The following is a 26,400-nucleotide window of genomic DNA, read 5'->3' as shown; positions in this document are numbered from 1 at the left end:
AGTTAGGGTTTCATTCAAGGGGCAGAGTGTGCGAAAATCTGCCCCCTTTTCTTGAGTAGAGCGTGTCATGCAACCTTATACTGCCCCGAGTGAAATCGCCCTTCGTCAACTCGACTATTTTGCTGATAAGCATGTGTTGGTCGCGGGCGAAGTTGAAGATCGTTTTCCTATCGAACTTCGTCAATATTGCGCTTCCGTTTCGGTGTTTACCACGCACTACGGCTACTACTCTCAGCTCAAAGCTTACCCTGAGATTACTCGCTACTTTGGTGAGCAATTAACAGCAGATCTCAATGCTGATCTGATTTTGCTTTACTGGCCTAAAGCCAAGCAAGAAGCGGAATACTTACTCGCGATGCTGCTGGCAAAGCTCGGTACAGGCACTGAAATTGTGGTGGTCGGTGAAAACCGCTCTGGGGTGAAGAGCATTGAAAAAATGTTCGCCGCTTATGGCCCAATCCACAAATACGACTCTGCACGCCGCTGCTCATTTTATTGGGGACACTGTGTTCATACTCCAGCCGCTTTTGATATTGAGCAATGGTTTAAATCTTACGCGGTAGACTATCAAGGTCATGAGCTGACGATCCGCAGCTTACCGGGAGTTTTTAGCCATGGCGAATTTGATCTGGGAAGTCGCTTACTGCTCGATACCTTACCCCCCCTGAGTGGTAAGGTAATCGATATTGGCAGTGGTGCCGGTGTTTTGGGCTGTGTGATGGCAAAACTCAACCCTCATATTGAGTTAGAGATGACAGACATCAGCGCTCTGGCGATTCGCTCTAGCCAAGAAACCCTAGTGGCTAACCAACTGCACGGCCACGTTTATCCATCCGATATGTTTTCCGACACCGGGCATCACTACAACTATATTGTGACCAATCCACCATTCCATTCGGGATTGGAGACCAGCTATAGCGCCACAGAGCGTCTTCTTGCCGAATCTGTAGATCATCTTGCTTCGGGAGGCTCCATCTGGGTGGTGGCAAACAGCTTTTTGAAATATCCGCCAATTCTTGAGCAAGCGTTTGGTCACTGCGATATCGCCGCTAAAACCAATAAATTTGCCATCTATCACGCAAAAAAATAACTCGTTACATTTTGCCGCTTTTAACGTAAATCAGCCTCAAAAGCGGCATTCTCCTCACGTTTTTTGCGTCTATGCCCACGCTTTAGCTTGGACTTACTTGTCAAAGTAAAAAAACTCGTTAATTTCGTTACTTTAGGTTTTTCTTGTCTATCACCCACTCATGCTTGGCGATCGCCGCAGAGTTTCACCGAAAGTAACACCTTAATTATGTTTAGGTTCTATCGAAAACAAAAATTCAAACGCCTGCAAAATACCTTGATGGCTGCGTTTTTGGCCCTCAGCATTATTCCTTTGACCATTACTGCGTTGTTTTTCCTACATTCACACAGTAAAGATCTGGAGCAGCAGAGCACTTCTTACCTCGTTTCTGTTCGGGATAATAAACAGCAACAGGTCATCGACTACATGATGGCCAAAGAGTCGGAAGTGATGGGTTTTGTTCGCTCCGAGCTGGCTTATGCCAGTGGCGGGCGTTTTTATGGTCTGGTGAATGCTTTCCAGCGTTTAGACGTCAGTATTGAAGCGGCTCGTGAACATGCTCAGCAGCGCTATATCACCGGATCGGGTGACCAAATAAAAACCTCGGTGCTCCCCCAATCAAGCAGCTACGTGGGCAGTGAACGCTATCGACTGCTGCATAAACGCTACCACTGGGCTTACTTAGAACTGCTGAAACGGTCGGACTTTGATGACATTTTATTGGTCGATATTGATGGCAACGTCGTTTATTCGATTTATAAATACGACAATTTTGGCACCAACTTATTAACGGGCAAATACCAAGACACCAATCTAGGCCATACCTTCAAGCGTTTAGAACAAACGGTCAATGAACAGCGCAAAACCAACGAAGATTTCACCCCTGTCGTGATTTCTGATTTCGTACAAGAGGATGGTAAACAATACGCTTGGCTTGGCGCACCGATTATTCAGCAAGGCTACTTGCATAGTTACGCGATGTTCCGCTTACCAAGCAATGCGATCACCAAACTCATCGCAGAAGGCAGTAGCAATCCTTCGATGCAAACCATTCTAGTGGGACAAGATCACCGCTCAAGAACCTTAACTTCCGCCGAAATTGCGGTTGAAAAAAGTAAAGCTGTGGTCGATTTAGCCTTATCGGGCAAACGCGCCGTAGGCACTTACACCAATACCGATGGTGAACAGATCATCGCGGCCTACGCACCGATCAATTTGAAAAATATCCATTGGGCTCTGGTGGTTGAACTGCCAGAGAAAGAAGCGTTTGCTCGCGTTCGTCAGTTAGAGAAACTGTTTGTTTTTGCGATGTTGACGGCTATCGTCTTAGTGGTCATCGCCTCGCATTACCTTTCCAATTTCATTACCTCACCGCTTTTGAAGCTGACATGGGCAGCCGAACGTGTTTCGGCAGGCGATCTTGATGAAGCCATGATCAATACCGAACGCAAAGATGAAATTGGCCGCTTGGCGGTCAGTTTTGAGCGTATGCAGCGTTCCATTCGCGAAAAAATATCGCTGATCAAATCGCAAAATAAAGAGTTAGAGAGCAACTTACTGATCATTCGTAAGCAAAACGATGAGTTACAGCTAGCGAATAAGCTAAAAGATGAGTTCCTCGCGACCACATCACATGAATTACGCACCCCATTGCATGGCATGATTGGTATTGCCGAAGCCCTGATCTCGGGGGCAAATGGCCCGATTTCAGCAGCGCACAAGTATCAACTCGACATCATTATCAGCAGTGGGCAGCGCTTGGCGACTCTGGTTGATGATCTACTCGATTACCACAAAATGCGCTATGGCGCGCTGGATATTCAAAGGTGTGCCGTCGATTTATCGAGCGCTACGCGCTTAGTCTTGGAGCTTTCTCACCATTTACTTGGCAAGAAAACGCTGCGCATTATTAATCAAGTCTCAGAACAACCGGTCTGGGTTTCTGCGGATCCTCAACGCTTAGAGCAAGTCCTGTATAACTTGATCGGCAATGCCATTAAGTACACTTCCGAAGGCAAAATTGTTATCTCCGCAACCTATATTGACGATAAAGTGCGCGTGCAGGTGGTGGATACAGGTCAAGGGATTCCGGCAGAACAACTGGAGCACATCTTTGAGCCATTGATTCAAGCGGGCCATGATGCGAGTCGCTATCGCCAAGGCGCAGGACTCGGGCTTTCCATCAGTCGTCAGTTAATCGAATTGATGCACGGCACTCTCTACGTAAGTAGTCAGCCGATGGTTGGCACTACCTTTAGCTTCACGCTGCCTCTGGCGAGCGAAGAAGAGATTGCTCAAGCGCGCTTGACCGAACTCCCCCACTTCCAAGCACCGGAAGTGTTGGATTCTGAACTGCCCGAGCAAAGCAACTTACCCGAAAATGAACATGGCCCACTTCTGTTGGTCGCCGATGATGAACCAGTCAACCTGCGTGTGCTGGACAGCTTTTTACGTCTTGAAGGTTATCGCGTACATACCGCGCAAGATGGCCATCAAGTACTTGAAGCAATTAAACGTGAAAAACCTGAATTGGTGTTACTCGACATCATGATGCCAGGCATGAGCGGTTATCAAGTGTGTGAAAAACTTCGACAAACTTACGACCACGCTGAACTGCCTATTATTATGCTGACGGCTCTCAACCAGTCTGATGACCGGGTACGAGGGTTTGAAGCTGGAGCCAATGACTACTTATCCAAACCATTCAACAAACAAGAGCTGGCCGCGCGCATTGTCGCTCACCTCACGGCGAGCAAAGCCGAACTGCGCCGCATTGAGAATGCCCAACTGCAAAAAGAGTTGAAACATCGCGCTATGGTAGAAGCGAGCCTATTGGAAACCCAAGGCCGATTATTGGAACAGTTAGAATCTGCGCCAGAAGCGATTTTGTGCGTTAAAGAGGGCAATAAAGTACGTTTTGCTAACGAAGCGGCAGCACGTTTATTTAGACGTACCCCTGAGCAGCTCAAACGCTCCAACGCCGAAGAACTGATTGCTCCTAAATTCTTGAATATTGAGCAAGAGCATTACTGCGGCAATATTGATGTTTACGTAGATGATGTGCGCCAGCACCTCTCTGCCGATGTCCTTCGCTTGCCGCAAGGTTCTGGCTTACAAGCGATGTACATTTTTAATGTCGGCGGCAGCGTCAATGCCGCGCGGATTCATAACCTCGAAACCGCGGTAGAAGCCCTGTCTAGCTATGCCTTCGAAGGCGATAAAGACAAGCTGCAAAAACTCAAGGAACTGGGTGGTGAGTTTACTCGTCTTGCAGATAAAGCCTCGGGCGAGTATCAATCGAAACAAGATTTGATGCGTGCCGTGTTAGTCGAAGCCATGACCAGTGCCTTGAACTATTGGGAACGAGTCTCAGGGCAAAGCAAGTTCACGTTTGCCGAACAAAGTGGCTTGTGGCGCGTTTATCTTGACCGCAGCACCCTACAAACTCGTACCCTAGACAAATACTTACGAATTGAGACACTGCCTAAAACACCGCGTTGGCGAACCGTACTGAACTCGCTCGACTACATTCTTGAGCATTGCAAAGAAGCAGGCCCTGAACGCACTCACATCGAAATGCAGCGCGATAAATTGCAAAAACTCCTGACCAGTGAATAAAGCAATCCGCAAGCGAGCCATAAAAACCACCGCAGGGTGGTTTTTTTATGTCCATAACAAAACGCTTTCCCAACTCGGTTAATCAGGGTCTTGAAGTGACATACCCAAGCAACTTGAATTGCCGCTAGGCAACAACTGAATTTATCTCCATGAGCACAGATAAACCATTCTAGATGCACTATACCCAAACAACTTGGAGTTGCAGGTAGGTGGCAAGTCAGTGAATCCCATGAGCCTAGGCAAACTATGTGATAGGGGTGAAGCAACAAAACCAATACCACGCAGCTTCCAATCGCAGAGGAATTCGTCCCTTCATATTGAGCACTAGAGTGACACACTCAGACTTGATTCAAGAGATAAAAAAAGCATATTACTCCCCTCTTCTTGTATTCAAAAAGTCGGGATAAAACGGTAAGAAAGGGCAGCAAATTCCTGATTCAGTCAGCCTTTGTTTGAGATTGCGAAGGGAGTCACAACAATTCGCCAGATTTAATTTAATCGATTAAATTAACGTAAAATCAGGCTAGTGAGCGAGATCTCGCAAATATAACTCAGGCAAAGAGCCATTATCAAACAAGGCCAAATAAGTAAGTAAACACTAACAAACCTAGCTAAACCGTACCCGTTTTGCGAGTTGAATCACTTCGCGTTTTTTGTACAAAAATCACACATCAGAAGGTATTTTGACGTTAATGACGTAGGGCATCTAGGTTTTGACGTTTTTAACGGGAATTGCAATTGATAAATTTCTTGGCTAGGTGTTTTCTTACTCCTGCCAAAGGCCTACAGGCCACTCATGACTCCCCACCCTCCGACGGGGTAAAAGTGATGAGGTAGGTCTTGGAGAGTGTTTATCAATTGATGACATTCCATCCATTAGTGAAATGAAAGCAACTAGTAAGGAACAGCTATGCTTGCCAATATTAAAAAGACAGCACTAGCCGCCGCAGTAATCGCAGCAGCAACCAGTGTTTCAGCTCCAGCGTTTGCACGTAGTGAGCTCACCATCGTGCCAGATTTCTACCCTACAATGGTACGTAACTTCAACCCGTACTTAGCGACTAACCTGCGTACAACCACCGACTTTATCTATGAACCTCTGGTTGTATTCAATGAAATGAAAGGTAATACGCCTGTTTTCCGTCTGGCAGAAAGCTACAAAATGGCTGACGACCTGATGAGCGTGACTTTCGATATCCGCAAAGGCGTTAAGTGGTCTGACGGTGAAGCATTCACAGCTGACGACGTGGTTTACTCTTTCGGCCTGCTGAAAGCGAAACCAGAACTTGATCAACGTGGTATCAACAAGTGGGTTACCAGCGTTGAGAAAGTTGACGAATACAAAGTGCGTTTCCGTTTGTCTGAAGCAAACTCAAACGTACCTTATGAAATTTCTCTGATCCCTATCGTTGCTGAGCACGTGTGGAAAGACGTGAAAGATCCAACCACCTTCACTAACGAAAATCCAGTAGGTACTGGTCCTTTCACCGTGATCGACACTTTCACTCCACAACTGTACATCCAGTGTCGTAACCCGAACTACTGGGATGCCGCTAACCTAGAAGTTGACTGTCTGCGTGTTCCACAAATCGCAAACAACGACCAACTACTGGGCAAAATCGTTAACTCTGAGCTCGACTGGACTTCTTCATTCGTTCCAGATATCGACCGTACTTACGCCGCAGCGAACCCTAACCACCACTACTGGTATCCAGCAGCGGGTACTCAGGCGTTCATGGTGAACTTCAAAAACCCAGATCCTGCGAAAAAAGAAGCACTGGATAACGTAGATTTCCGTCGTGCGTTCTCTATGGCTCTGGATCGTCAAACCATCATTGATATCGCCTTCTACGGCAGCGGTACTGTGAACGACTTCGCATCTGGCCTTGGCTACGCATTCGAAGCATGGTCTGATGAAGCGACCCACAAAAAGTACAAAGGCTTCAACACTTATGACGTTGAAGGCTCTAAGAAGCTACTGGCAAAAGCGGGCTTCAAAGATGTGAACGGTGACGGTTTCGTTGAAACTCCATCAGGCAAATCTTTTGAACTGCTGATCCAATCTCCAAACGGCTGGACTGACTTTAACAACACAGTTCAACTGGCGGTTGAGCAGCTACAAGAAGTGGGTATCAAAGCGAAAGCACGTACTCCTGAATTCGCGGTTTATAACCAAGCGATGCTAGAAGGTACTTACGACGTTGCGTATACCAACTACTTCCACGGCGCTGACCCATTCACTTACTGGAACAGCGGCTACAACTCAGCTCTACAATCTGGCGACGGTATGCCACGCTTTGCGATGCACTACTTCACCGATAAGAAGCTTGATGGTTTGCTAGACAGCTTCTACAAAACAGCGGACAAGAACGAGCAGTTAGCGATCGCTCACGGTATTCAGAAGATCATTGCTGAAAACCAAGTGACTATCCCTGTAATGTCTGGTGCATGGATGTATCAGTACAACACCACTCGTTTCACTGGCTGGTGGAGCGAAGAAAATCCGAAGGGCCGTCCAAGCGTTTGGGCTGGTATCCCAGAGCGTCTACTACACGTACTGGATCTGAAACCAGTTAAGTAATACACGTTCATTTCTTGCGGCGCACGCTGTGCGCCGCCTATCTAAATCCCCTCATGTTGTTAAGCAGACATATGGCGCTCGTCGTCAGGGGATTTCTCGCTCTCAAATTCGCTAGGGGCGAGACCTGAAACCAGAGACAGGACAAAACTGGGTGAGTAAGGTGTAAGTTATGGGTTACTTTTTAAGACGATTGTCGTTCTATTTTGCCGCGTTGCTGGTCGCAGCAACATTAAACTTTATTATTCCGCGTGCCATGCCTGGTGATCCGGTCACCATGATGTTTGCTCACGCAACCGCACAAGTTACTCCAGAACGTATCGAAGCCATGAAACAGTTACTTGGCTTTGTTGAAGGTCCTTGGTATGTGCAGTATCTGACGTACATCAAAAGCATCCTGACTTGGGAGCTGGGCACTTCAATCAAATTCTACCCTTTAAGTGTGAATGAGCTGCTTGGTGGTGCATTTGGTTGGTCACTGTTCCTTGCGGGAACGGCGGTTATCATCTCTTTCTCAATCGGCTCTGTGCTGGGGATTTTTGCCGCATGGAAACGGGGCAGCCGTTACGACACTTTTATTACTCCGGGAATGCTGGTGATTCAGGCTGTACCACAAGTGGTTATTGCCATGCTCGCCATGTTCACTTTCGCTATCGGTTTAAGTTGGTTCCCAACTGGCTACGCATACACAGCAGGTACCACTCCAGATTGGACGAGTTGGGCATTCATCAAAGACGTCGGTTATCACGCCGTTCTTCCTCTGTTCTGTGCTTCGATCGTGCAGATCGGTGGCTTCTTGGTCAACATGCGTAACAACATGATTAACCTGCTCGCTGAAGATTACATCACCATGGCAAAAGGCAAAGGCCTGAGCGAAAACCGCGTGGTATTTAACTACGCAGCACGTAACGCTCTACTGCCAAGTGTGACCGCTCTTTCTATGTCGCTCGGTATGGCGATTGGTGGTCAGTTGATTATCGAAATCATCTTCAACTACCCAGGTTTAGGCACTGTACTGTTCAACGCGATTACCGCACGTGACTACCAAGTTCTGCAAGGTCAGCTGCTGATCATGACGCTGTTCATGCTGTTCTTTAACCTGCTGGCGGACATGTTATACGTTGTTCTTGACCCTCGCTTACGCAAGGGAGGTAAATAATCATGAAAGCACTTTGGAAACTCTTACGCGGCAACCGTATGGCGATGATTGGTGTCACCATCTTAGGCCTGTTTTTTCTGCTCGCGGTCGCCGCACCACTTCTTACCTCTCATGAGCCAGACAAGCGCACGGGTAATCCGCACGAATACCCCGCTTTTGTCGTAAAAGCGGCTAAAGCGAATCCTGATGGCTGGATTGCCGAAAACCTAGCGACAGATCGCCGCACTCTAGCGATGTCGAAAAAAGCTGACCACATACTAGGCACCACACGTATGGGTCGTGATGTGTGGTCACAAGTGGCTTATGGTGCTCGCGTATCCTTAGCTGTGGGCTTCGGCGCTGGTATCACGGTCTGTTTCTTAGCCACCGTCATCGGTGTCTCTGCGGGTTATTTTGGCGGGAAAATCGACGATTTCCTCACCGCCGCAATGAACATCATGCTGGTCATTCCGCAATACCCACTGCTGTTCGTATTAGCTGCCTTTATTGGGGAAGCGGGACCTCTCACCATAGCGCTGATTATTGGCTGTACCTCCTGGGCTTGGGGTGCGCGGGTGGTTCGCTCGCAAACCATGGCACTGCGTGAGAAAGAGTTTGTGAAAGCCGCAGAAGTACTAGGCGAATCTTCATGGCGCATCATCTTTATTGAGATTCTGCCAAACCTGATTTCGATTGTCGGCGCAAGTTTTATCGGTTCGGTGATGTACGCGATCATGATGGAAGCGACGATCTCCTTCCTAGGCTTGGGCGATCCAAACACTATCAGCTGGGGCATCATGCTCTACAACGTACAAACTTCATCTTCGATGCTGATCGGCGCTTGGTGGGAACTGCTGGCACCTTGTTTATCTTTGACTCTGCTGGTCACAGGCCTTGCGCTGTTGAACTTTGCGGTTGACGAAATTGCTAACCCACAGTTGCGTTCACATAAAGGCATGAAGCGTTGGAAAAACCTTGCCAAGCAAGACCAAAAAGCGCGTGAGCCAAACGTACCACCACAAAATGCACTTTGGAGCGGAGATAAATAATCATGACTACGCCATTAATCTCAATCCGCAACTTATGCGTGGACTACATTACCGATGCTGGTGACGTCCGTGCCTGTAACAATGTGAGCTTTGATTTAGCCCCCGGCGAGGTGTTTGGCCTTGCGGGTGAATCCGGCTGTGGTAAATCCACCGTTGCCTTCTCGCTGATGCGCCTGCATAAGCCGCCCGCGTTCATCACTGGTGGCGAGGTGATCTTCAACGGTGAAGACATCCTGAAATACAGTGATGAGCGCATGCAAGCGTTCCGTTGGAAAGAAATGTCGATGGTATTTCAAAGTGCGATGAACGCGCTGAACCCAGTTCTGACCATGGAAGAGCAATTTTGCGATGTGATCATGCGCCATACCAATATGACGCGTGAACAAGCCAAACGTCGTGCTGAAGGGCTGTTAGAAATTGTGGATATTCACCCAAGCCGTCTTAACGATTATCCGCACCAGTTCTCGGGTGGTATGCGTCAACGCTTGGTGATTGCAATTGCGCTCGCGCTCAATCCAAAAATGATCATTATGGATGAACCTACGACCGCGCTAGATGTTGTCGTTCAGCGTGAAATTCTGCAGAAGATCTACGCACTCAAAGAAGAGTTTGGTTTCTCTATTCTGTTCATTACTCATGACTTGTCACTGATGGTCGAGTTCTCAGACCGTATCGGCATCATGTACTCCGGTGAATTGATTGAAGTGGCTCCTTCAAAACAAATTCTGGAAACCCCTTACCACCCTTATACCAAAGGGTTGGGAAGTTCTTTTCCACCATTAACTGGACCAAAAACAAAACTCACAGGGATCCCTGGAAACCCACTCAACCTGTTGGACATTCCTCAAGGTTGCCGTTTCCAAGCTCGCTGTGACCGAGTTCATGAAGCTTGTACTAAGGTACCGACCGTACTGCGCCAAATCGAGCATGGCCGCTTTTCTAACTGCCATCTCTATACGCAATCGAACGCCACTATAAAACGCTAAGGCGTACGACAAAGCAGTAGCAAAGAATTTCTGGAGACAATTATGAGCAAACCACATGGCGAATTACTGGTTGAGGGAAAAAATCTGGTTAAAGATTTTGCCATCAACAGTAACGCACTCAAACAACCCATGATGCGTGCCATCAACGACGTATCATTCAAAATGTACAAAAGTCGCGGTTTATCTGTGGTGGGTGAGTCTGGCTCAGGCAAATCCACCACCGCCAAGATGATCGCCAAAATGTACGCGCCGACCTCTGGGGTTATCGAGTACAAAGGCCGTGATATTCAGGACATCGTTTCTCGTGACGACCTGATGCATTACCGCGAAGGCGTACAGATGGTATGGCAAGATCCGTTTGGCTCACTCAACCCGACCCATACCATTTTCCACCACATTGCTCGCCCGCTGCTGATCCACAAAAAGGTTACGCCGGGCAACAAAAAAGAGTTGGAAGAGCGTGTTTACGAACTGCTTGAACAAGTCGGCCTCATCCCACCAAAAGCTACGGCCGCGAAATATCCGCACCAACTTTCTGGTGGTCAGCGTCAGCGCGTTAACTTAGCACGTAACATTGCTGTTGGTGCTGAGGTTGTTCTGGCTGATGAACCCACTTCAATGCTCGATGTGTCAATCCGTGCAGGCGTACTCAACCTGATGGAAGAGATGAAGTTTGAGCGTCAAATGTCTCTGCTATACATCACGCACGACATCGCGACCGCTCGCTACATCGCTGAAGATTTAGCCGTTATGTACGTAGGACACATGGTGGAATGGGGTGATACCGATGAGATCATTCACGATCCACAGCACCCTTACACCAAGCTGTTAGTCTCTGCGGTACCTGATCCGAAAAAGTCGATCCACGAAAAATTGGAAGGCAACAAAGGCGAGATCCCACTGTGGACTCCGAATTCTGTCGGCTGCCCATTTGCAGGACGCTGTTTGTACGCTTCCGCGAAATGTCGCGAAGCCTTGCCAGAAGTCACTCAGTTGTCTGACAACCACTTTGTTCGTTGTTATCTGTTTGAAAAATAAAACCAGCAGCTCCCTCTCGTAGGGAGCTTGCTCAATCCATACTGCGGAGAAAATGAATGCTGTTACTGACCAACCACATTGGCTATGAAACCCAAGGCCCTAAACAGGCGGTGTTGCTGTGTGGACAAACACAACTCATGGACGATTGTGTGCTTTTGGTTTGCGCTCGTAGTCACCAAACCGTTGCCAAGCTCGCTATTGAGTGGCACGGCAAGGTCGACAACTGGCATCAGGGACAATTTCATCGTATCGATTTTTCCGATTTCACGACGCCAGGCGACTATTATCTGCGCCTGGAACACACGCATTCTGCCACTTTTACTATTGCGCGAGGCGTATTAATGCAACGCACATTTTCTGATGTGCTGCACTACTTTAAATCGCAACGCTGCTCTGGGCAGTTTGATCAACAAGACAAGCAAGTACCGCTGCTGAGCACATCAACCACTGCCGATGTGCACGGTGGCTGGTACGACGCTTCAGGTGACGTTAGCAAGTATCTCAGTCACCTTTCTTACGCTAACTATTTGAACCCACAACAAACACCTTTGGTGGTCTGGAACATGCTCAAAGGGTTAGCGGTTTTACAACATCACTCGGGTTTTGCATCGTTTTCTCGCACTCGCCTCAAGGATGAAGCGTTGTTTGGTGCTGATTTTCTACGCCGTATGCAAAACTCCGAGGGATTTTTTTATATGACCGTCTTTGACAAATGGAGCAAAGACACCAAACAACGGGAGATTTGTGCCTACGCGACCCAACAAGGCCATAAATCCGATGATTATCAAGCGGGTTTTCGCCAAGGTGGGGGCATGGCGATTGCGGCACTTGCCGCAGCCGCGCGTTTGGATACGCACGGCGAGTTCACACAAGCTGACTATTTACAAGCGGCAGAAAATGGCTACTGGCACCTCAAAGAGCATAACCTCGCCTACCTCAATGATGGGGTTGAAAACATCATTGATGAGTACTGCGCACTCTTGGCGTGTTGCGAACTTTACCGCACGACAGAGAATGACCAATATCTGGCTCAAGCTCGTGAGTGGGCACAGCGTTTAGCCAAGCGCCAATGCAGCGATGAACAAATTGCGCACTACTGGTCTGCCACCAGCAACGGTGAGCGCCCATACTTCCACGCCAGTGATGCTGGTCTGCCTGTCATTGCACTTTGCGAGTATCTGAATATTGAAACGGATACGGCTAACTACGCTCAACTCCAAAGAGTGGTCGAGCAAGCCTGTCAATTCGAGTTAGCGATAACTCAACAAGTCTCCAACCCGTTTGGGTACCCGCGTCAGTATGTCAAAGGGGTGGAAAGCGCCAAACGCACCAGTTTCTTTATCGCTCAAGACAACGAAAGTGGTTACTGGTGGCAAGGTGAAAATGCCCGTCTCGCCTCGTTGGCGAGCATGGCCTATCTTGCTCAGCCTCATTTGAGTACCGCTATCGCTAAACCGCTTGAACAGTGGTCACAAAATGCCCTGAACTGGATTGTCGGGCTCAATCCTTACAACATGTGCATGCTCGATGGACATGGGCACAATAATCCCGATTACTTACCTCATTTAGGCTTTTTCAATGCCAAAGGCGGTGTGTGTAACGGCATAACCGCGGGCTTTGATGACCCAAGAGATATCGCGTTTAACCCAGCAGGGCAAAAAGATGACATGCTGCAAAACTGGCGTTGGGGAGAACAATGGATCCCGCATGGCGCTTGGTATCTGCTTGCCATCATCAGCCAATTTGCTCACTTTACCGCTCACGGGGAGGAGAACCAATGAACTACTACGTAGGCATTGATGGCGGCGGTACATCCTGCCGTGCTCGCATTCGTAATCAGCAAGGTGAATGGGTTGGCGAAGCCAAAAGTGGCAGCGCCAACATCATGCTCGGTGTTGAGGTGGCGTTGCGTTCCGTAGTCGATGCGATCACCCAAGCGGCAGAGCAAGGCGGGTTATCACCAGACGACTTCCCTAGTATGCATGTAGGTCTTGCTTTGGCTGGTGCGGAGCAAAAAGAGGCGTGGCACGCTTTTATGCAGCAAGCGCACCCTTTCGCTTCCATCACGCTTAACACCGATGCTTATGGCGCTTGTCTTGGCGCGCACCTTGGTGAAGAGGGCGCGATCATGATCGCCGGAACCGGATCGTGTGGCATTTTGCTAAAAGGTGGCAAACAGTACGTGGTTGGCGGTCGTGAGTTCCCAATCTCCGATCAAGGCAGCGGCGCCGTCATGGGCTTACGCCTGATTCAACAAGTGCTGCTCGCACAAGATGGCATCCGTCCCCATACCCCGCTGTGTGATGTGGTGATGAACCACTTTAACCATGATATTGATTCCATTGTTGCTTGGTCTAAAACCGCTCTACCTCGCGACTATGGGCAATTTTCACCTCAGATTTTCAGCCATGCCTATTGCGGCGATCCTCTCGCGATTGAATTACTCAAACAGACCGCCGCAGACATTGAAATGTTCCTGATCGCCTTACACCACAAAGGCGCAGAACGCATCTGTTTAATGGGCAGCATTGCTGAGCGTATCCAAGATTGGCTCTCCCCACCGGTACAGCAGTGGATTGTCAAACCGCAATCGGATGCTATCGAAGGTGCATTAATGTTTGCCGGTAAGCCTGAGCACAACCTGTATAAGGATGGTTTATGAGTTATCGAATTGAATTTGCGGTGCTCTCGGAACAAAAACCGGATTGCCGTTTTGGTTTAACCCTGCACAATTTGAGCGATCAAGATCTGCATGATTGGTCGCTGTATTTTGTGATTGATCGTTACATCCAACCCATGAGTGTGACCAACGGTCAACTGACCCAAGTCGGCAGCTTATGTTCGATTGTTCCAACGGAAAAAGTGTTGCAAGCTAATGGCCACTTTTATTGTGAGTTCATCATCAAAACCGCGCCTTACCATTTCTACACCGATGGGGTAAAGCACGCGTTTGTCCAACTTAATGATAAACAGCCTGTTGAACGTATTAACGTCGCGGTTAACCCTATCGTTCTCGCGTCACCATTTCGCGAGCGTAGCCAGATCCCTGAAGTGACTGCGGCTGAGCTCTGTCTCATCCCCAAACCTAACTCACTGCAACGTTTCCAAGGTGAGTTTGTGGTCAACCACTCCAGCCAGATCTCGCTGCAATCGGACTCGGCCGCGCGTGCTGCACGCTGGTTAGAGCAAGAATTGCATGCACTGCATGAGTTCAAACTGAATACGGTTGGCCATAGCGATATCGTCTACCGCAGTAATCCCACGCTCGATGAGGGCCATTACCAACTCAATATCGAAGCGCAAGGGATCAAGATTGAAGCAGGCAGCCACAGTGGCTTTATGCATGCCAGCGCGACTTTGCTGCAACTGGCGCAAGCGCATCAAGGCTCATTGCGCTTTCCTCTGGTCAACATTGTCGATGCACCGCGCTTTAAGTATCGCGGTATGATGCTCGATTGCGCCCGCCATTTTCACTCGCTTGAGCAGGTCAAACGAGTGATCAATCAACTGGCACACTACAAATTTAACGTGTTCCACTGGCATCTGACTGATGATGAAGGTTGGCGTATTGAGATTAAACGCCTGCCGCAACTGACAGACATTGGTGCATGGCGTGGCATGGATGAAGTGCTGGAACCTCAGTACAGCTTACTCACCGAGCGTCATGGCGGTTTCTATACCCAAGAGGAGATCCGTGCAGTGATTGAGTACGCCAGCGATCGTGGCATTACTGTCATCCCTGAAATTGACGTACCAGGGCACAGCCGCGCCGCGATTAAAGCGCTGCCGGAATGGCTGGTCGATGAGGAAGATTGCTCGCAATATCGCAGTATTCAGTACTACAACGACAACGTGCTCTCCCCTGCACTGCCGGGCACTTATCAATTCCTCGACATCGTATTAGAAGAAGTGGCTGCGCTGTTTCCAAGCCAATTTATTCATATCGGTGCCGATGAAGTTCCACACGGTGTGTGGGTAGATAGCCCGAAATGCCAAGCCTTAATGCAAGAGCAAGGCTATACCGACCCGAAAGAGCTGCAAGGCCACTTACTGCGCTACGCCGAGAAAAAACTCAAAAGCTTGGGTAAGCGTATGGTCGGCTGGGAAGAAGCCCATCACGGTGACAAAGTGAGTAAAGATACGGTGATTTACTCTTGGTTATCGGAAAAAGCCGCCTTGGATTGCGCCAAACAAGGCTTTGACGTGATTTTGCAGCCGGGACAATTTACCTATCTCGATATCGTTCAAGACTATGCTCCTGAAGAACCGGGCGTGGATTGGGCAGGTGTTACTCCGCTAGAGCGTGCTTACGGTTATGAACCGTTAGCTGACGTTCCGGCCAATAACCCACTGCGTAAACGCATTTTAGGTATTCAATGCGCCTTGTGGTGTGAATTGATCAATCACTCAGAACGCATGGAATACATGCTCTATCCACGTCTCACGGCATTAGCTGAAGGCGGTTGGACAGAGAAATCCCAGCGTGACTGGTTGGATTATCTAGCGCGTTTGAAAGGCCATTTACCACTGCTTGATAAGCAGAAAATACCTTATCGCGCGCCTTGGAAGTAATTTTGCCTTAGAAGGCATTCTTCCGAAAATCGTAACAATGGCGTGACGGAACTCACGCTGGTTTTCACTAGCAAAATTTTTAGCTGCCACAGGGCAGCTGGTTTAAAAGGAAAGCACAATGAAATACGGCTATTTCGATAATGATAATCGCGAATACGTCATCACTCGCCCTGACGTACCCGCACCTTGGACTAACTATCTCGGTACTGAAAAATTCTGTACGGTGATTTCACACAACGCAGGGGGTTACTCCTTCTATCACTCACCTGAGTACAACCGCGTGACCAAGTTTCGTCCAAACTTTACCCAAGATCGTCCCGGGCACTATGTTTACCTGCGCGATGATGCGACAGGCGATTTCTGGTCAATCTCTTGGCAACCAGTTGCGAAAAGCCTTGAACAAGCGAAATACGAAGTTCGCCACGGCTTGTCCTACTCAAAATTCAAGTGTGAGTACAACGGCATTCACGCCACCAAAACTCTGTTTGTTCCTAAAGGCGAAGATGCCGAAGTTTGGGATGTAGTGATCAAAAATACCTCCAACGAAGTGCGCACCATCAGTGCGTTCAACTATGTTGAGTTCTCTTTCAGCCACATCAAGTCAGACAACCAAAACCATCAGATGTCGCTCTACTCAGCCGGCACCTCGTTCAAAGATGGCGTGATTGAGTATGACCTGTACTACAACACCGATGATTTCCTCGGCTTCTACTACCTGACTGCAACTTTCGATGCCGACAGTTACGACGGCCAACGTGACCAATTCCTTGGCATGTACCGTGATGAAGCCAACCCAATCGCCGTGGCGCAAGGTAAATGCTCTAACAGTGCGCAAACCTGTTACAACCACTGTGGTGCACTGCATAAGCAATTCGTGCTGCAACCGGGCGAGAAGGTGCGCTTTGCGGTGATCTTAGGTGTAGGTAAAGGCAACGGCGCAAAACTGCGTGAAAAATACCAAGACCTGAGCAAAGTGGATTCGGCCTTTGCAGGTATCAAAGCACACTGGGATGAGCGTTGTGCGAAATTCCAAGTGAAATCACCCAACCAAGGTCTCGATACCATGATCAACGCTTGGACTCTGTACCAAGCGGAAACGTGTGTGGTGTGGTCCCGTTTCGCCTCTTTCATTGAAGTCGGCGGCCGTACAGGCCTTGGCTACCGTGATACTGCGCAAGATGCGATCTCAGTACCGCACACTAACCCAGCGATGACTCGTAAGCGCCTCGTTGATCTACTGCGTGGTCAAGTGAAAGCCGGTTACGGTCTGCACCTGTTTGATCCTGACTGGTTCGATCCAGAAAAAGCGGATGTTAAACCATCTAAATCACCCACAGTTGTCCCCACACCGTCGGATGAAGACAAGATCCACGGCATTAAAGATACCTGTTCTGACGATCACCTGTGGATTGTGCCAACCATCCTCAACTATGTGAAAGAGACCGGTGACTTCGCCTTTATCGACGAAGTGATTCCTTACGCGGATGGCGGCAACGCCACTGTGTACGAGCACATGATGGCAGCGCTAGATTTCTCTGCAGAATATGTGGGTCAAACCGGTATCTGTAAGGGTCTGCGTGCCGACTGGAACGACTGTTTGAACCTCGGTGGTGGTGAGTCCTCTATGGTCTCTTTCCTACACTTCTGGGCGTTGGAATCTTTCCTTGAACTGTCACGCTATCGCAATGATGAAGCGGCAACCGACAAGTACCAAGCGATGGCCGATGGTGTACGCGAAGCGTGTGAAACTCACTTGTGGGATGAACAAGGCGAATGGTACATCCGTGGCCTGACCAAAAATGGCGACAAGATCGGAACCTTCGAACAAGTGGAAGGCAAAGTGCATTTAGAGTCTAACTCGCTTGCAGTGTTGTCTGGCACGGTTAGCCATGAACGCGGCATCAAAGCAATGGATGCGGTCTACAAATACCTGTTCTCCAAATACGGTCTACACCTGAACGCTCCATCATTTGCCACGCCAAATGATGACATCGGTTTCGTGACTCGCGTTTACCAAGGCGTGAAAGAGAACGGCGCGATCTTCTCGCATCCAAACCCATGGGCATGGGTAGCCGAAGCGAAACTGGGCCGTGGTGATCGTGCGATGGAGCTGTATGACGCACTCAACCCATACAACCAAAACGACATCATCGAAACCCGTATTGCTGAACCTTACTCTTACGTACAGTTCATCATGGGGCGTGACCACCAAGATCACGGCCGCGCTAACCACCCATGGTTAACCGGTACTTCTGGCTGGGCATACCATGCGACCACCAACTATATCTTGGGTATCAAAGCGGGCTTCGATGCACTGGAGATCGATCCTTGTATCCCAACGTCATGGCCGGGTTTTGAAGTGACTCGCGAATGGCGTGATGCGACTTATCAGATCAAAGTGGAAAACCCGCAAAGTGTTTCAAAAGGCGTGAAATCCATCACCCTAAATGGTCAAGCGATTGAAGGTGCCGTTCCTGTGCAAGCCGCAGGCAGCGTTAACCAAGTCGTGGTTGTTCTAGGTTAATCCATTTTCGGGCACTCGCTGAGTGCCCGTTTGCTAATACCTAAGCGTTTTATATGCCCAGACCACTTGTCGTTGCAGCCAACACTCTTGCAGCGTCAGTAGAAAAGGGATAGGGGGAGAAAATGATTAAATTTGGTACTGGCGGCTGGCGTGCGTTTATTGGTGAAGAATTCACTAAAGATAATGTGCGCTTGGTGGCTCAAGCGTTAGCCAACATCATCCATCATGAGCAAGCCGCAAACGAAGGCTTCGTAATTGGTTACGACCGCCGTTTTCTGTCAGACAAAGCGGGACGCTGGTTTGCCGAAGTGTTAGCCGCGAATGGCGTTGTGGTGAGCTTTATCGACAAGTTTGTGCCAACACCGGTGGTGATGTTTAAAGCCAAAGCGATGGATTGTGCTTATTCAGCCTGTATTACCGCCTCGCACAACCCGGCCGACTACAACGGCATCAAAGTGTTTATCCGTGGTGGCCGTGATGCAGATGAAGTGATCACTCAGAAGATCGAGCAGCAAATTGCCACACTGACTTTACAAGACGTGAAATCGATCGACTTTGATCAAGCCGTCAACGACAAACTGATCGCCATCATCAACCCGATGAACGAGTTCGTCGACAGCATCATCAACTTCATCGATATTGAAGCGATCAAAAAAGCCAATCTACGAGTGTTGATCGACCCTATGTTCGGGGTGGCGAAAAACGCGCTGCAAACGGTACTGATCAATGGCCGCTGCGACGTGGACGTGATCAACGATGGCAAAAACCCTGATTTCGGTGGTTTGATGCCTTCGCCTAGCGCTGCCACCTTGTATCGCTTGAAGCATCTGGTGAAACACGAAGGTTATGACATCGGTATCGGCACCGATGGCGATGCGGACCGCCTTGGCATCATCGATGAAAAAGGCAACTTTATTCACCCGAACGAAGTGCTGATCCTGCTTTACTACTACCTGCTGGAGTACAAAGGCTGGAAAGGTTCTGTGGTGCGTAACATCGCAACCACACATCTGTTGGATAAGATCGCCGCCGATCATGGTGAGCGGTGCTTTGAAGTGCCTGTGGGCTTTAAACACATCTCTTCACAAATGGAAGCGGACGACTCTCTGATTGGCGGGGAGAGCTCTGGCGGCCTCACGATTCGTGGTCACATCAAGGGGAAAGATGGCGTGTTCGCTTCTAGCCTATTGGTGGAAATGATCAGCGTGACGGGCAAGAAACTCTCTGAGCTGTTAACCGAGATCTATGATCGTTACGGCTATGCCTACACTGCGGAAGGCGATTGCAAATTTAAGCCCGCCCAGCGTGATGAGATCTACAACAAGGCCTACATTGAGAAAAAACTGCCTGAGTTTGAATTCGACATCGATAAAGTCAGCTATGAAGATGGGGCGAAAGTCTACTTCAAGAACGGTGGCTGGGTAATTGCCCGCTTCTCCGGTACTGAACCTTTATTACGTATTTTCGCCGAAATGGCCGACAAAGATACTGCGGAGCGTGTTCTTCAACAGATGAAAGCTTTCTTGGCGTTGTAATCATCGCCTTGTCAAATCATCCCCTGAGGTTAAGTCCCCTCAGCGGAGAAGAACACTTGCCCGACGCTCGACGTCGGGCTTTTTTATGCGGGTAACATAGTTTGGCAATCCAAGACGCTTGGCGGGAGCATTAGGCGAAAGCGAGCACGCCTTGGGTATCAATATTGACCGAGACTGACTGCCCTAACTCCAGCGGTTGCGAAGAGGTCGCGATAAGCTGAGTGCCATGCGCATCAATCAGATAACGGCAATGATCGCCCATAAACTGCTGCTCCGTCACCGTCACACTGCTCTCCTCTTCTGCGCGAATTTGCACCTGTTGTGGACGCAGCAGTAACTTACACTCCGCCTCTACCGCGATCGGTTGGCGCGCAATCGCTTCGACCACCCCAAGCGCCGTTTGGTACTGAGTTTCACTGATCCGCTTGGCGCTTAAATAACTACCCCCACCCAGAAAATCGGCCACAAACTGACTCGATGGTTGGTAGTAAAGCTCTGCGGCGGTGCCGTATTGTTCAATCACACCACGATTCATCACCGCCATTTTATCAGCGAAGGCAAACGCTTCTTCGCGCGAGTGAGTGACGAAAATCGCCGTGACTCCCTGCTGTTTAAAGATCTTACGAATCTCAATGATCAGCTCATGGCGCACTTGAGTATCGATATTGGAAAACGGCTCATCAAGCAGTAACAGATCGGGCTTATACGCTAAGGCACGAGCAATGGCGACACGCTGCTGCTGACCTCCCGATAGTTGGTGCGGATAACGCTCTGCGAAAGCGTCAAGATGAACCAGAGTCAGCATCTCGGCAATTTTGGCCTGCTTTTGCTTCGCGGGCATCGCATCTAACCCAAAACCAACGTTTTGCGCCACGGTAAGATGGGGAAACAATGCGTAATCTTGGAAAATCATTCCGATATTGCGCTGCTCAGGGGGCAACCAGCATTTACCGTCATCCAAGGTGACACAGTTAAGGCTAAGCTGACCAGAAGCCAAAGGCAGCAAGCCGGCAATCGCTTTCAGCAAGGTGGTTTTACCACAACCACTTGCGCCAAGCAGACAGACAATTTCGCCCGGATTGACTTGCAAAGAGAGAGATTTCAATACGGTTTGTGCATCGTATTGGCAAGTGAGATTTTCAATCAGCAGTGCGCAGCTCATTAGTGCTTTTGCTCCAAAGAACGGTTAACCATAACAAGAGGAATAAGCCCGACCAACACCAGTAAAATGGCGGGTAGCGCCGCCAACTCTAAGCGCTCATCTGAAGCGTAGTTATAGACGTAAGTAGCGAGAGTTTCAAAGTTAAATGGGCGCAGCAAAATCGCCGCGTTCAATTCCTTCATCGATTCGATAAACACCAACAAGCCTGCGATTAATGCGCCGCGGCGGATCAGTGGCAAATGTACACGCTTGAGCATTTGATTGGCATGACAACCCATGGTGCGCGCCGCCATATCCAACGAAGGTGATACTTTACTGAGGCTACTTTCGATGCTGCCAATCGCTACCGCCGAGAAACGCACCACCAGCGCGAACACAATCGCAAATAAACTGCCGGAGAAAACAAGCCCTGGGCGTCCCCACTCCATCATTTTAGCGATATCGTTGATCAGATGATCCAGTGCGAGCACAGGTACTAAAATACCAATAGCCAGAACGGTTCCCGGCACCGCATAGCCCATCGAAGAGAGGCGCATCAAGGCAACACTTGTACGATTATTTTGTAAACGGGCATAAAAGTTAGCCACTAAAGCCACTAAGACCGCTACGACAGCAGCACTGATCGAGACAGTGAAACTGTTGATCGCGTACTCTTTAAATTGGGTGGTCCAGCTCTGGGCAAAATAGGTCCACGCGTAACTGATAAGTTGTAGCAGAGGCAGAATAAACGCCACCGCCACTAAGCCCCAGCACCAGATTAAAGCGGCCCATAAGCGCCAGCCTTTTAAGGTATAACGATACTCTTCATGGCTATTAAATTGGGTTTGATACAGTTTTTGTCGGCGACGACTATAACGCTCACTACTGAGCAGCAGCAGCACCATCACCAGCATAATGGCCGAGATTTTTGCAGCCGCATTGAGATTGGAATAACCGAGCCAAGTATCGTAAACCGCTGTGGTTAAGGTATTCACCGCAAACAGGCTTACCGTGCCGAAATCACCAATCGTTTCCATGGCCACCAAAGACAAACCCACCGCAATCGCAGGTCGTGCTAACGGCAGAGAAATACGTCGAAAACTTTGCCACGGTGAACATTTCAGTAAGCGCGCAGACTGAAGCAAAGTGACATTTTGCTCCATAAACGCCGCACGGCACAAAAGATACACATAAGGATAAAGTACCAGCGCCAGCACCACACTCGCACCGCCTAGGCTACGGATATCGGGAAACCAGTAGCTGCCCGCTTGCCAACCGGTCCAATCGCGCAAGGCAATTTGGATGGGACCTGCGTAATCAAACCAATGGGTAAATAAATACCCAATGATATAAGCAGGCATCGCCAAAGGGAGGACAAGCGCCCATTGCAGCCAACGCTCACCGGGCAGTTTGCACATGGCAATCAGCCAAGCTGACGGTACCCCAAACAGTAAAGCCAAGAGCAATACCGAGCAGGTTAATACCAAGGTATTGAAAATATAGGTGGGCATCACAGTCGCCAGAAGATGAGCAAAAACCTCATCACTGTTGCCGAATGCGGTATAGAAGATCGCTAAGATCGGTAAAACCAGCAGAGTGGTTAACACTAGGCTGCTGGCTTTCCAGGCAAAATATTTTTCTTTCATCGCCTATCAGTATAAGGCTTGAACAGCAAGCAGATACTGCATCCCTCAAATAAAATAGGGGTACGTTATACCCCTGATTTTACTTACAGGTCAAATTTGACTTCATCGATCAATTTGATCGCTGCAGCATTGTTATCTGCAATTTTTTCCAGTGGCAGACTGTCGGCTTTAAACTCGCCCCAAGACTCCACCAATGCAGAACGTTGTACACCCGGTTTGACTGGGTATTCGTAGTTCACTTCTGCATACATTTTCTGAGCCGTTTCACCAGTCAAAAACTCCATCAGTTTCTGCGCGTTTTCACGGTTAGGTGAGTATTTAGCCATCGCCATACCACTCACGTTAACGTGTGTTCCTTGCACATTTTGACCTGGGAAGTTGATGTACACCGCTTCAGCCCAAGATTTCTGCTCTTGATCATTCAGCATGGCGCCTAGGTAGTAGCTGTTACCCAATGAGACATCACACAGACCTTCTTTGATCGCGCGAACTTGGTCACGATCGTTGCCTTGCGGTTTGCGTGCTAGGTTCGCTTTAACGCCTTCTAGCCAAGCTTTTGCTTCAGCTTCACCGTGGTTAGCAATGATGGAAGCAACTAATGCGATGTTGTAAGGATGCTTACCACTACGAGTACAGATTTTGCCTTTGAACTCAGGCTTTGCCAGATCCATATAGTCAAAATCATCACCGAGCTTACCTAGGCGGTCACGTGAAGAATAGACACTGCGAGTACGCTGAGTCAGGGCAAACCACTCATCGCCACTGTCACGATACTGAGCCGGAATGTTCTCTTCAATCACTTTGCTATCCAGCGGCTGAGTCAAACCTTTTTCGGTCAGCTCAAACAGACGACTGAATTCAGAGGTTAAGATCACATCTGCTGGGCTGTATTCGCCTTCTTGAGCAAGCTTTTCAGCGATACCTTCTTTCGCGAACTTTACGTTAACTTTAATGCCAGTTTCTTTCGTAAATTCAGCAAACATCGGCTCAATCAGAAACGGTTGGCGATAAGAGTAAACATTGACTTCTTGAGCGGCAAAAGCAGAAGGGGCAAGCACACTGAGCGTTATCGCTGACAGGCTGAGCAGTTTTTTCATTGAGTATTCCTTTTGACTAGTAATGATAACCTTTATCAATCGCAATGTATTATAGGAATGTTCAATAAGAAAACAATTGGCAAAAAACAAAACCCGCCTTTACGGCAGGTTTTGTTCGGTTCAATTTGTAAAATGATATTTCACTTAACAGTAACAAACTCTGGGTAAGCACCGACACCACAATCGTGCATGTCCATCCCTTCCATCTCTTCTTCTTCAGAGACGCGGATCCCCATCGTCGCTTTAAGCACGCCCCAAACCACCAGACTTGCACCAAACACCCATGCGAAGATCACCGCAGCACCGAGTAATTGTGCGCCAAAGGTTGCATCAGCGTTGCTCAGTGGTACCACCATCAGACCAAAGAAACCACACACGCCATGGACGGAAATCGCACCCACTGGATCATCAATTTTCAGCTTATCGAGACCAATAATGCTAAACACCACCAGAGAGCCAGATACTGCGCCAATCGCTACCGAATAAAGCGGTGAAGGAGAGAGAGGATCGGCCGTAATCGCTACTAAGCCCGCTAATGCACCGTTCAGTACCATGGTGAGATCCGCTTTACCCCAAGTGGTTTTACACACTAAAAGCGCAGCGATAGCCCCTGCCGCCGCAGCCGCATTGGTATTGAGGAAAATTTTGCCCACAGACGTCGCATTTTCAAAATCCGACACCATCAACTGTGAGCCGCCGTTAAAGCCAAACCAGCCGAACCACAGAATAAACGTACCGAGTGTGGCCAATGGCATGTTGGAACCGGGAATTGGATAAATTTCGCCGTTTTTGCCGTATTTGCCTTTACGAGCCCCGAGCAGAAGAACGCCTGCTAATGCCGCTGAAGCTCCCGCTAAATGCACAATGCCGGAACCTGCGAAATCACTAAATCCTGCCGCTGAAAGGAAGCCACCGCCCCAAGTCCAGTAACCTTCAACGGGATAGATGAACGCGGTCAATACTGCGGAGAAAATCAAAAATGCCCAGAGTTTCATCCGTTCCGCGACGGCACCAGAGACGACAGACATCGCGGTCGCCACAAACACCACTTGGAAGAAGAAGTCCGATTCGAGCGAGTGGTCAGCACCATCGGCCTGTGAGCCAATCAGCGCACCAAACGAAGGCAACCAGCCACCTTCCGTGTTATCGACATACATGATGTTGTAGCCGACGATCAAATAGGTGGTACAAGCAATCGCATACAGAACAAAGTTTTTCGTCAAAATTTCGGTGGTGTTCTTGGAGCGAACCAAACCCGCTTCCAACATAGCGAAACCTGCCGCCATCCACATGACGAGCGCTCCTGAGATCAGGAAGAAAAATGTATCGAGTGCGTAACGCAGCTCAGTAACTGTGATTGATAGTTCCATAATCAAATCTCATCCTTGAATTTAAAGGGCTTCTGAATCCATTTCGCCAGTACGGATACGTACCGCTTGGCTTAGGTCATACACAAAAATTTTGCCATCACCGATTTTTCCGGTGTGTGCCGCCTTAATGATCGCTTCAACTACGCGATCGACATTGTCGCTTTGAGTCGCAATTTCAATTTTGACTTTAGGGAGAAAATCGACCTGATACTCAGCACCTCGGTACAGTTCAGTGTGTCCTTTTTGACGTCCAAAGCCTTTCACTTCAGACACCGTCATCCCCTCAATCCCAACATCCGCCAGCGCTTCGCGAACATCATCCAATTTGAATGGTTTAATGATTGCGTTGATCAGTTTCATCTCTTCCTCTCTGAAGCAGTCGTCCATTTACTCTTCATTATCCAAGGGGCGTGCCAACTTTTTAACTTAATGATTTTTATGGATATATAGGCATTTGCTGAGTAAAAAAACAAAAGGCTGCACCGATTCAGTGCAGCCTTTTCCCAACAATAACGCACAACGTATGAGCAGGATGGATTAGAACCTACCCTGATTTTGAATAAAGCTTTGCCACTGCGTCAGTAAGGCCACAAAGTCTTCTCGCCCACAGGCGGCAATACTTTCGCTGTCATAGAGAGCAAAATCGGTTTCCAATTCATGCTCACTCTCATAAGCCAGCGCATTCTCTTGTACTGTGATTTCATCGCCTTGCACCAGTAATGAGATTTCACGTCCCGTCCATAAAAACTCTTGGGCTGGTGATTGTTCTGCCTTATCGATCAGCGTTAATACGTGTTTAAGTTTGGCTAGGTCTTGGCCAATCTCTTCTTGTAGCCATCGTCCGACGATTTGGTGCTCCATATTGCATCGCACCGCATACTCACCGAGCAGGGTATTTTTAATAAATTCAAATTCCATGGTGAACACTCCACCGATCCACAATGGCGCGAGTATATCGCAAACCCCTTCACGATACTTAGACAAGTGATGACCCGCGAAGTAAACCGACCGAAAAATACCCACAATAAAGCCGCGACAA

Annotated in this window: 18 protein-coding genes; 12 read left to right on the top strand and 6 right to left on the bottom strand. The window is 48.8% G+C overall.

Annotated features, from left to right (window positions below; translation table 11 throughout):
• Positions 1 to 67 precede the first annotated feature (67 nt).
• The 12 genes from rsmC (at position 68) to T411_RS0116230 (ending at position 20,107) form a co-directional block, all read left to right on the top strand.
• The gene (rsmC, locus tag T411_RS0116285) at positions 68 to 1,090 is read left to right on the top strand and encodes a 16S rRNA (guanine(1207)-N(2))-methyltransferase RsmC (RefSeq protein WP_001183380.1); all 1,023 of its coding nucleotides are present in this window, start codon (positions 68 to 70) and stop codon (positions 1,088 to 1,090) included.
• Positions 1,091 to 1,153: 63 nt separating this feature from the next.
• A complete protein-coding gene (gene chiS, locus T411_RS0116280) occupies positions 1,154 to 4,687 on the top strand; it encodes a two-component system sensor histidine kinase ChiS (protein ID WP_001883436.1) in 3,534 nt (1,177 codons plus the stop codon).
• Between the two features lie 910 nt (positions 4,688 to 5,597).
• Positions 5,598 to 7,268, top strand: a complete 1,671-nt coding sequence (locus tag T411_RS0116275) for an ABC transporter substrate-binding protein (RefSeq protein WP_000880698.1) — start codon at positions 5,598 to 5,600, stop codon at positions 7,266 to 7,268.
• A gap of 169 nt (positions 7,269 to 7,437) precedes the next feature.
• A complete protein-coding gene (locus tag T411_RS0116270; RefSeq protein ID WP_000540337.1) occupies positions 7,438 to 8,424 on the top strand; it encodes an ABC transporter permease in 987 nt (328 codons plus the stop codon).
• A gap of 2 nt (positions 8,425 to 8,426) precedes the next feature.
• On the top strand, positions 8,427 to 9,452 hold the full coding sequence (locus T411_RS0116265; protein ID WP_000646270.1) for an ABC transporter permease: 1,026 nt from the start codon (positions 8,427 to 8,429) through the stop codon (positions 9,450 to 9,452).
• 2 nt (positions 9,453 to 9,454) lie between these two features.
• Complete coding sequence (locus tag T411_RS0116260; RefSeq protein ID WP_000211036.1) at positions 9,455 to 10,438, top strand: ABC transporter ATP-binding protein; 984 nt, start codon at positions 9,455 to 9,457, stop codon at positions 10,436 to 10,438.
• A 42-nt stretch (positions 10,439 to 10,480) separates the two neighbouring features.
• Positions 10,481 to 11,476, top strand: coding sequence for an ABC transporter ATP-binding protein (locus tag T411_RS0116255; RefSeq protein ID WP_000042558.1), 996 nt, complete (start codon positions 10,481 to 10,483; stop codon positions 11,474 to 11,476).
• Between the two features lie 56 nt (positions 11,477 to 11,532).
• Positions 11,533 to 13,257 (top strand): glycoside hydrolase family 9 protein, encoded by a 1,725-nt coding sequence (locus tag T411_RS0116250; protein ID WP_000925616.1) that lies wholly within the window; start codon positions 11,533 to 11,535, stop codon positions 13,255 to 13,257.
• Positions 13,254 to 14,138, top strand: a complete 885-nt coding sequence (locus tag T411_RS0116245; RefSeq protein WP_001110418.1) for a glucosamine kinase nucleotide-binding domain-containing protein — start codon at positions 13,254 to 13,256, stop codon at positions 14,136 to 14,138. Before T411_RS0116250 ends, T411_RS0116245 begins: the two co-directional genes overlap by 4 nt.
• Positions 14,135 to 16,048, top strand: a complete 1,914-nt coding sequence (locus T411_RS0116240) for a beta-N-acetylhexosaminidase (protein WP_000122113.1) — start codon at positions 14,135 to 14,137, stop codon at positions 16,046 to 16,048. The genes T411_RS0116245 and T411_RS0116240 overlap by 4 nt, the downstream gene beginning before the upstream one ends.
• Before the next feature lie 118 nt (positions 16,049 to 16,166).
• A complete protein-coding gene (locus T411_RS0116235; RefSeq protein ID WP_000873691.1) occupies positions 16,167 to 18,572 on the top strand; it encodes a glycoside hydrolase family 94 protein in 2,406 nt (801 codons plus the stop codon).
• A gap of 122 nt (positions 18,573 to 18,694) precedes the next feature.
• On the top strand, positions 18,695 to 20,107 hold the full coding sequence (locus tag T411_RS0116230) for a phosphoglucomutase/phosphomannomutase family protein (RefSeq protein WP_000589189.1): 1,413 nt from the start codon (positions 18,695 to 18,697) through the stop codon (positions 20,105 to 20,107).
• Between the two features lie 130 nt (positions 20,108 to 20,237).
• Here the strand turns inward: T411_RS0116230 and T411_RS0116225 are convergent, their stop codons facing one another.
• From T411_RS0116225 to T411_RS0116200, 6 genes are all read right to left on the bottom strand, one after another.
• Complete coding sequence (locus tag T411_RS0116225; RefSeq protein WP_001277483.1) at positions 20,238 to 21,269, bottom strand: ABC transporter ATP-binding protein; 1,032 nt, start codon at positions 21,267 to 21,269, stop codon at positions 20,238 to 20,240.
• Positions 21,269 to 22,894, bottom strand: coding sequence for an ABC transporter permease (locus T411_RS0116220; protein ID WP_000660927.1), 1,626 nt, complete (start codon positions 22,892 to 22,894; stop codon positions 21,269 to 21,271). Before T411_RS0116220 ends, T411_RS0116225 begins: the two co-directional genes overlap by 1 nt.
• An 83-nt stretch (positions 22,895 to 22,977) precedes the next feature.
• Positions 22,978 to 23,991 (bottom strand): Fe(3+) ABC transporter substrate-binding protein, encoded by a 1,014-nt coding sequence (locus T411_RS0116215; RefSeq protein WP_000735498.1) that lies wholly within the window; start codon positions 23,989 to 23,991, stop codon positions 22,978 to 22,980.
• Between the two features lie 140 nt (positions 23,992 to 24,131).
• A complete protein-coding gene (locus T411_RS0116210) occupies positions 24,132 to 25,361 on the bottom strand; it encodes an ammonium transporter (protein ID WP_000423542.1) in 1,230 nt (409 codons plus the stop codon).
• Positions 25,362 to 25,382: 21 nt separating this feature from the next.
• The gene (gene glnK / locus T411_RS0116205; protein WP_000767166.1) at positions 25,383 to 25,721 is read right to left on the bottom strand and encodes a P-II family nitrogen regulator; all 339 of its coding nucleotides are present in this window, start codon (positions 25,719 to 25,721) and stop codon (positions 25,383 to 25,385) included.
• 177 nt (positions 25,722 to 25,898) lie between these two features.
• Positions 25,899 to 26,279 (bottom strand): YacL family protein, encoded by a 381-nt coding sequence (locus tag T411_RS0116200; RefSeq protein ID WP_000393917.1) that lies wholly within the window; start codon positions 26,277 to 26,279, stop codon positions 25,899 to 25,901.
• Between the last annotated feature and the right edge of the window lie 121 nt (positions 26,280 to 26,400).

This window comes from Vibrio cholerae ATCC 14035, from assembly GCF_000621645.1.
Lineage (GTDB): Bacteria > Pseudomonadota > Gammaproteobacteria > Enterobacterales > Vibrionaceae > Vibrio > Vibrio cholerae.
The sequence above is the reverse complement of the archived record's forward strand: the minus strand, read 5'-3'. Positions and strand labels throughout refer to the sequence as shown.